Source organism: Calothrix sp. CBUCES-K 9914 (assembly GCF_059640475.1).
Genome location: NZ_JBXXZH010000352.1, coordinates 1 through 7314 on the forward strand (window position 1 = coordinate 1; position 7314 = coordinate 7314).

Below are 7314 nucleotides of genomic sequence, written 5' to 3' on the forward strand. Positions count from 1 at the left end.
ACTTTTTTTGAGATGCACTACCTAATTTACTTATTATACCTCATGTGACTGGGAACCGCTATATACGTAGAATAAGCACTGAAGTGCTTGTAACTGACGATGACATTTGCGCTTGGTATGATTGAAGTTTATGGTGTCGTTCACGGAGTGTACCGAAGGTAAATTTTCCTTCGGAGAAACCTCCGGTTTGCGCGTCTCTACATGGCCGGAATACGACGAAAAACTCCTTAACCGAGCAGTATTGCAATCATTCCCATAGTTGGAGAATTGATCCGCAACACACCCGGAACAATTTATTTAGGACAAGTCCGTAAAGAAGTGCGCTTATAAATATCGCGTTCGCTATTAGACTCAGAAACAATTGCTCAAAAAACGGGTTTAGCAGTAGAACAAGTGCGAGGGTTGAAGAAATAGAGTACAATTTAAAAATCACCTACCACTACCCAATGTATCAATGGCGCGCGTTTTCATCAATCCCAAAACAGATTTTGCATTCAAAAAAATATTTGGCTCCAAACAGAGCAAAGATATTTTGATTAGTTTTTTGAATGCCATTCTTTATAATGAGCAAGATGAAATTCAAGATTTGGTGATTCTTGATCCTTATCAGGCGCCTCGAATAAAAGGCATTAAAGATACTTACCTAGATGTAAAAGCAACACTATCAGATGACACAACTGTAATTATAGAAATGCAGGTGTTAAACGTTTTGGGATTTGAAAAACGAGTTTTATATAACGCAGCAAAAGCATTTTCGATTCAATTAGGAATTGGAGAAGATTATACTTTATTGAATCCAGTGATTGCGCTGACAATCACTGATTTTGAAATGTTTCCAGGCAATGACAGAATTATTTCGCGTTATCGTCTCAAAGAAAAAGATGACTTAAGCGATTATAGTGATGATATCGAGTTAGTATTTGTAGAGTTGCCTAAGTTCACAAAAGAGCTTGATGATTTAGAAACATCAGTTGATAAATGGCTGTACTTCCTAAAATCAGCGAATGAACTTGAAACGGTGCCACCCAAAATGGGCGAAGTCCCCGCGATAAACCATGCGTTCACAGTGGCAGAGCAAAGTAAGTTGACCAAAAAAGAATTGGATGCTTTAGAAAAGCGCGAGATGTTTTTACATGATAACCGTAACGCTCTAAAGAAAGCAAAACAAGAAGGTCTCCAAGAAGGTGAACAAAAAGGACGCCAAGAAGGGCGCCAAGAAGAACGCTTAGAGATCGCGCGTTCGCTGTTAGATGTATTAGACGAAGAAACAATAGCCCAAAAAACGGGTTTAACAGTAGAACAAGTGCGACAGTTGAAGAAATAGAGATTATTTTGTAAATAAATTGATAGGCGCCTCTATCAAACTGTTTAGAGTTGTACTATTTTATCTAAATCCAGATTATTTCATACTTTAGATAGATGCCTAATTTATTTAATTTACCCCAATAAGTTTTATTAAGTACACATTGAGTATTTTTTGATTCAAGGTAGATTTTTAAGCTAAAGTGCATTAGAAAATATACTTCAAAGATATCGGTAATTTACAAAAATAAAAGTATAAAATTGGACTGTTATTTATATTTATGGCTAAAGTAGTTGTATTTGATATCGGAAATGGTAATTTTGAAGAAGGTTTTCCAGTTACGCTGTCAATTCATGAGGAAGGGAAACCAACATATTTTCGTAAGAGAGGAAAATTACCACCAGCCTCTGACATTCCTAAACTTTATCAAAATTTTCAACAAATTTACAAAAATTTACCATCAGTCCAAAGAATAATTACAGTTGACTCAGCCCAAACTACAAACTTCTCAAATACTCAAGAGTGTAAGAATGCTGCCGACGCTCTTGAAGATAGTTTAAGAATTTGGTTTTTGCGAGCCGAGATGCTTGAACTACGTCAATGGATTCAAGAACAAGTAGTAAATACCAATGAATCAGCGCGCGTTATTTTCCAAACAGATGACGAAATTCTCAAGAAATTACCCTTACATCAGTGGGAATTATTCCAAAATCGCCCTTTTTCATGGCTTGCATTAGGTGCCAGCAATGCAAAACCAGCAAGTCCGCTTAGAACACCTGTCAGGATTTTAACGATATTGGGAAACACTGAAGGGCTTAATGTTGATATAGATACTAAGTTATTGAATCAGTTACCAGGAGCAAAAATAGAGATATTAAGAAACACAACGCGGAGAAAGCTTTGCGAAACCTTACGCAATGAAGATGAAGCTTGGGATATTCTGTATTTTGCAGGACACAGTTCCACTCAAAATGGAGGAAACGACGGAGTTATTCAAATTAGTGATATAGACAGTTTATCACTGGGTGAATTAAGAAACGCTTTTAAAAAGGCAATTCAAAATGGATTGAAGCTAGCAATTTTTAACTCTTGCGATGGTTTAGGGTTGGCAAATCGACTTGCAAAACTAGGAATTGCCCAAGTAATTGTAATGCGGGAACCTGTTCCTGATGAAGTTGCACATGAATTTTTACAAGAATTTCTACGGTTATTTTCTCAAGGCGAAGGGTTTTATACAGCGGTACGACAGGCACAAGAAAAGCTAGAAGATATAGAAAATGATTACCCTTGCGCTTCTTGGCTACCAATAATTTGCCAAAACCCAGCAGAAAATTCATTATTGTGGCCTCAACCGTTAGTTAATATTATTATATTTAAAAAATTAAAGCGTAAAATCCGGATGTTTTGGTGCCGACGTAAGTGGGTAAGCATAACAATTATTGGATTGATACTAGGTGCTTTTTTATCTATATTTAGTGGCATCTCAAAAAATCTAGATAATAATTTTAAAGCACCACATACTGTAATGCCATCTACCACAGCAACAGCAACACCTTTACTAAAAATATCTGAACTAGATAATTTTTTTAGTCAGGGAGAAAAGTTACTTCTAACCAAAAAACAAAATACTAATTATAAGTTACAAGGAATAGCTGAATTTCAAAAAAAACAGTGGGATGCTGCGATTAAATCATTTGCAAAATCGCTAAATCAAAATAGAAATGACTCAGAAACGTTAATTTATCTAAATAATGCAATTGCAAGAAAAAGTCGCAATTATGCGTCTATTGCAGTAGCTGTACCTATTAGTGCAGATGCAAACAGGGCTGAAGAGATTTTACGTGGAGTTGCTCATGCTCAAAGTGAACTAAATTGTAACCGTATCGATAATATCAAAAATCCGATTGATAGCAATCAAACTCCTAGTTGTACAGGTAATATCAAAGGTAAATCACTTTTAGTTCAGATAGTTAATGAAAGCGACTCAAATTATGATTCGCCTTCTTATAAAAAGACTATAATAAAAGTTGCAAAAGAAATAGTGAATCACGAAGAAATTTTAGCGGTTATCGGTCATAATGGCAGTACAAACACTATTGCAGCGGTAACAAATGGTTATCAAGATAAGCTTGTCGTCATCTCTCCTACCAGCACTTCCAATGACTTAGATAATTTACCGTATCTCATTTATCGCACGGCGCCTAGTGATAGCAGTACTGCAAAAATTTTATCTGAACACGTAAATAGTAAATTAGCAAATTCAGCGATTAAAGCAGTTGTTGCTTATGATAGTAATGATTCTTATAGTAAATCCTTAAAAGAAGCATTCAAATTATATACTCCAAAACAAGAGTATGATTTTGAAAGCGATATGTATAGAAGCGATTTTAATCCAAGTATATTTATAGAAGGTGCTAGAAGCGCTAATGTTGTATTATTAGTTCCATCGATTCAGGAAGATATTTTGAATAAAGCTTTAGAAGTTGTGAGAAAAGTATCTGAGGCAAACGTGAAACCAATACTTTTGAGCGCAGATACTATGTACAAGTCAAAAACAACTGGGACTGGTAGTCAAGAATCGTTACAAAATTATGGAGAGGTAGCTCAAAAAAGTAACTTGATAATAGCTGTTCCCTGGCATCGCAGTGATAGTAGTTTTGAAAATGAGGCTGGTAAGCTTTGGCCATCCTCTCAGATAAACTGGCGCACAGCAATGGCATACGATGCAATGAAAGCAATTATTCAAGGTTTGCAATATATTCCAGATTTGCCAAACTCATTTACGCGGGAGAATCTTAAAACTGAATTCTATAAGATGTTAAATAACAAAAATAATCCGACTGGTGCATCAGGTGCTGTACGCTTTACTGATAAAGGTAGCCGTCAGGGAATTGGAGTATTAGTCAAAGTTGACTGTGTAAATAGGATTTCAAACCCTGTTTGTAATTTTGAAAAATTAAAATAAATGTATTAATCAAGTTTGGGCACTTTTCATCGTGCCCACTACAAGTATGTCAAATTATTTCGATAAAGTGATAGGCGCCTCCAAAGATAATACAAAAACGCTGCTTTGAGGTATTTGGACAATACGAGGGCAATCTGATTTTGACATTACGGCAATTACCTTCAACTTCAATAGTTATATAATTTTCCTGATAGGGTGTTTGCAGTAATCTGTCTCGAATAAAATTTCGTCTTTCTCTACCGTTAGTCAAGCAACGTACACGAATTACAGAATTAATGCTATTTGGATTATCTATTATGTAGGGAAGGATTTGAGAATCAGCAATATTTAGTTTTTGTGCGTTTGCTCTTTGGTGAGGCGCCTACAAAACTAAACACGCTATCAACACAAATTTTGATTTGATTTTCATGGTTTTATCGGTAGAGACGTTACATGTAACGTCTCTACATTACATTTAATGAATTATTTGTTTTCTAATAATTGGTTTACTTGTTGACCTCGGCGCCCTGTTTTAATTTCGTAGCGACGAGTCAGGTTATCTTGGTAGTTCATATCTCTTGCAGCAGCAGAGTTTACAAATGCGTCACAGTTTTTACCTTGAGCGACTGTGGATGAACTACTGCTGTTTTTCTCGTTGCGACTAGTACGGGTATCTTTGGAATCACTGTTATTTTGGCTACCTTGACTACTACCACTGCCATTAGCGCCTATTCCTAGGAAGCTGAAACCACCTCCACCACCATCGTTGTGACTTTTTGAAGAGCTTGAACGAGTGCTTGTAGAGTTTGCAAGTGTTAGTTCGCTTGCGCTTGTACGAGTATTGTTACCCAAGCTAACATCACTACATAAAGCGTGCGGGTCTTTAGCTAATGTTCTTTGGTCAACCCAAGATTGATGATCTCCTAAACCTTGAACTTCGCTGTTGCCATTAGGTGTGGTTGCTGGTGTGCTATTTGCATTGGGTGCTGCGTTTCCTGTGGGGATAGGTTTGAATACACCACCACTAGCATTTCCGAAAGGATTGGCGCTTGCTGGTAAAGTAGAAGTCAAGAGAACGCTAGCAGCGATTAAGGAGCCTGTAAGTTGACGTAGTTTCGTAGCATTTACTTAAAGTATAAGTGAGTTTATTTACTGCGGGTTTTAACCCTTTCACTCGCTTCTATGTTTGAGTGGTTTTGTTTATGCACTAAGCACTGAAGTGCTTTATAACAGATAAGATGACATGCATCGCGATGACATTTGCTCTTGGTATGATTGAAGTCTATGGTGTTCCCACTGCGGTAGAAGTCGCTGATGCGATGTGCAAAGCCGCGCGTATCACTTTTGTTGGGTACGAAAATACTGATTTGGGAAGGATTACCGTTTTAATACGTGGTGATGTAGGTGAGGTGAATGTTGCTGTTAAAGCTGGGTTGGAGTCAATAAATAGAGTTAATGGTGGTGAGTTGCTATCGCACCATATTATTCCTCGTCCCCATGAAAATTTAGAATATGCTTTACCTATCCACCACAGCGCTACTATAGAAAACTTCGGCGCCGATATCCGCTTTCCCCCACCATTATCAGCATAAAATTTAATTTCTCGTTAAAAATAAAGTAGGTGCCTACCCAGCAACGATTATCCATGACTCATATTCTTTCACGTATGGAGACAGTACAGTCTCCAATCATTCCCATCGTCGGAGAATTGATCCGCAACACACCTGGAACAATTTCTTTAGGGCAAGGGGTAGTTTCATACCCTCCACCACCAGAAGCTATCGAGTTGTTACCTAAGTTCCTTGCTGAAGAATCAAACAATTTATACAAAGCGGTTATCGGAATTACCCCATTATTATCAGCAATTCAGTCCAAATTACAAAGCTTTAACGGCATTGAAATAAAAGATGATAACTGTATTGTCGTTACTGCTGGTAGTAATATGGGGTTTGTAAATGCTGTATTAACAATTACTTACCCAGGTGATGAAATAATTTTAAACGCGCCATATTACTTTAACCATGAAATGGCGACGATAATGGCTGGCTGTCATCCAGTTATAGTAGAAACCGATAATAATTACCAATTACGTGTAGATGCTATCGAACAAGCAATTACACCAAAAACCCGCGCGGTTGTAACAATATCACCAAATAATCCCACAGGTGTAGTATATCCAGAAGCTTCATTACGCAAGGTTAATGAACTTTGTCGCGAACGTGGTATTTATCATATTAGTGATGAAGCATACGACTACTTTACTTACAACGGCGTGAAGCATGTATCACCCGCATCATTTCCTGGTAGCAGCAAACACACTATATCTTTATTTAGTCTTTCCAAAGCATACGGTTTTGCTAGCTGGCGTATTGGGTATATGGTAATTCCCGCAAACTTATTGGTTTCAATTCAGAAAGTACAGGATACCATCTTAATTTGCCCACCAGTAGTTTCCCAGTATGCAGCATTAGGCGCCTTACAATCCTCACCTAAATATATTCAAGAAAATATAAGTAAACTTGCCAAAGTACGCTCGGCAGTCCTTGACTCACTGCAAAAATTAGAAGGTGTATGTACAATAGCTCCTGCTGATGGCGCCTTTTACTTCCTCCTCAAAGTTCATACTTCAATGGATACATTTACATTAGTCGAACGACTAATCAAAGAATACCAAGTTGCCGCACTTCCCGGTACTACATTTGGCATGAACGAGGGATGTTACTTACGTGTAGCTTATGGCGCCTTGCAACAAGAAACAGCCAAAGCTGGAATAGAACGCTTAGTAACAGGCTTAAAAAACATACTGTAGGTTGGGTGGAGGAACGGAACCCAACAAATAACTCATCATAAAGCACGTTGGGTTACGCAAAGCCCGCTTTTAGCAGTCAGGGTCATCAACACGCTTGCGAGCGCTGCCTTCTGTCTTTGTACTTATTTTAACAAAACAAATCTACTAAATTGGGACGCACCTCCGTATATTAATTCGACCTACCACTATATGGGTGAACTTCCCCCCTTTGACAAAATTCGTATTCCATGAGTGGCATGAGTTTCAAGAATTTTGATT

The 7314-nt window shown here is 37.6% G+C and carries 5 protein-coding genes; 4 read left to right on the top strand and 1 reads right to left on the bottom strand.

All coding sequences use genetic code 11. The features are described from left to right. The first annotated feature begins 454 nt into the window (after nucleotides 1–454). Both AC2JBO_RS40940 and AC2JBO_RS40945 read left to right on the top strand, forming a co-directional pair. Nucleotides 455–1324: an Rpn family recombination-promoting nuclease/putative transposase gene (locus tag AC2JBO_RS40940; RefSeq protein WP_496959360.1), complete on the top strand. Its 870-nt coding sequence runs from the start codon at nucleotides 455–457 to the stop codon at nucleotides 1322–1324. Nucleotides 1325–1583: 259 nt separating this feature from the next. Continuing rightward, on the top strand, nucleotides 1584–4268 hold the full coding sequence (locus AC2JBO_RS40945; protein ID WP_496959361.1) for an ABC transporter substrate-binding protein: 2685 nt from the start codon (nucleotides 1584–1586) through the stop codon (nucleotides 4266–4268). Between the two features lie 462 nt (nucleotides 4269–4730). Here AC2JBO_RS40945 and AC2JBO_RS40950 read toward each other — a convergent pair whose 3' ends face one another. After that, nucleotides 4731–5318, bottom strand: a complete 588-nt coding sequence (locus AC2JBO_RS40950) for a hypothetical protein (RefSeq protein ID WP_496959362.1) — start codon at nucleotides 5316–5318, stop codon at nucleotides 4731–4733. A gap of 182 nt (nucleotides 5319–5500) precedes the next feature. Between AC2JBO_RS40950 and AC2JBO_RS40955 the strand changes: the two genes are divergently transcribed. Further along, nucleotides 5501–5839: a carbon dioxide-concentrating mechanism protein CcmK gene (locus tag AC2JBO_RS40955; RefSeq protein WP_496959363.1), complete on the top strand. Its 339-nt coding sequence runs from the start codon at nucleotides 5501–5503 to the stop codon at nucleotides 5837–5839. Nucleotides 5840–5892: 53 nt separating this feature from the next. Beyond that, complete coding sequence (locus AC2JBO_RS40960; protein ID WP_496959364.1) at nucleotides 5893–7056, top strand: pyridoxal phosphate-dependent aminotransferase; 1164 nt, start codon at nucleotides 5893–5895, stop codon at nucleotides 7054–7056. Nucleotides 7057–7314: the final 258 nt, after the last annotated feature.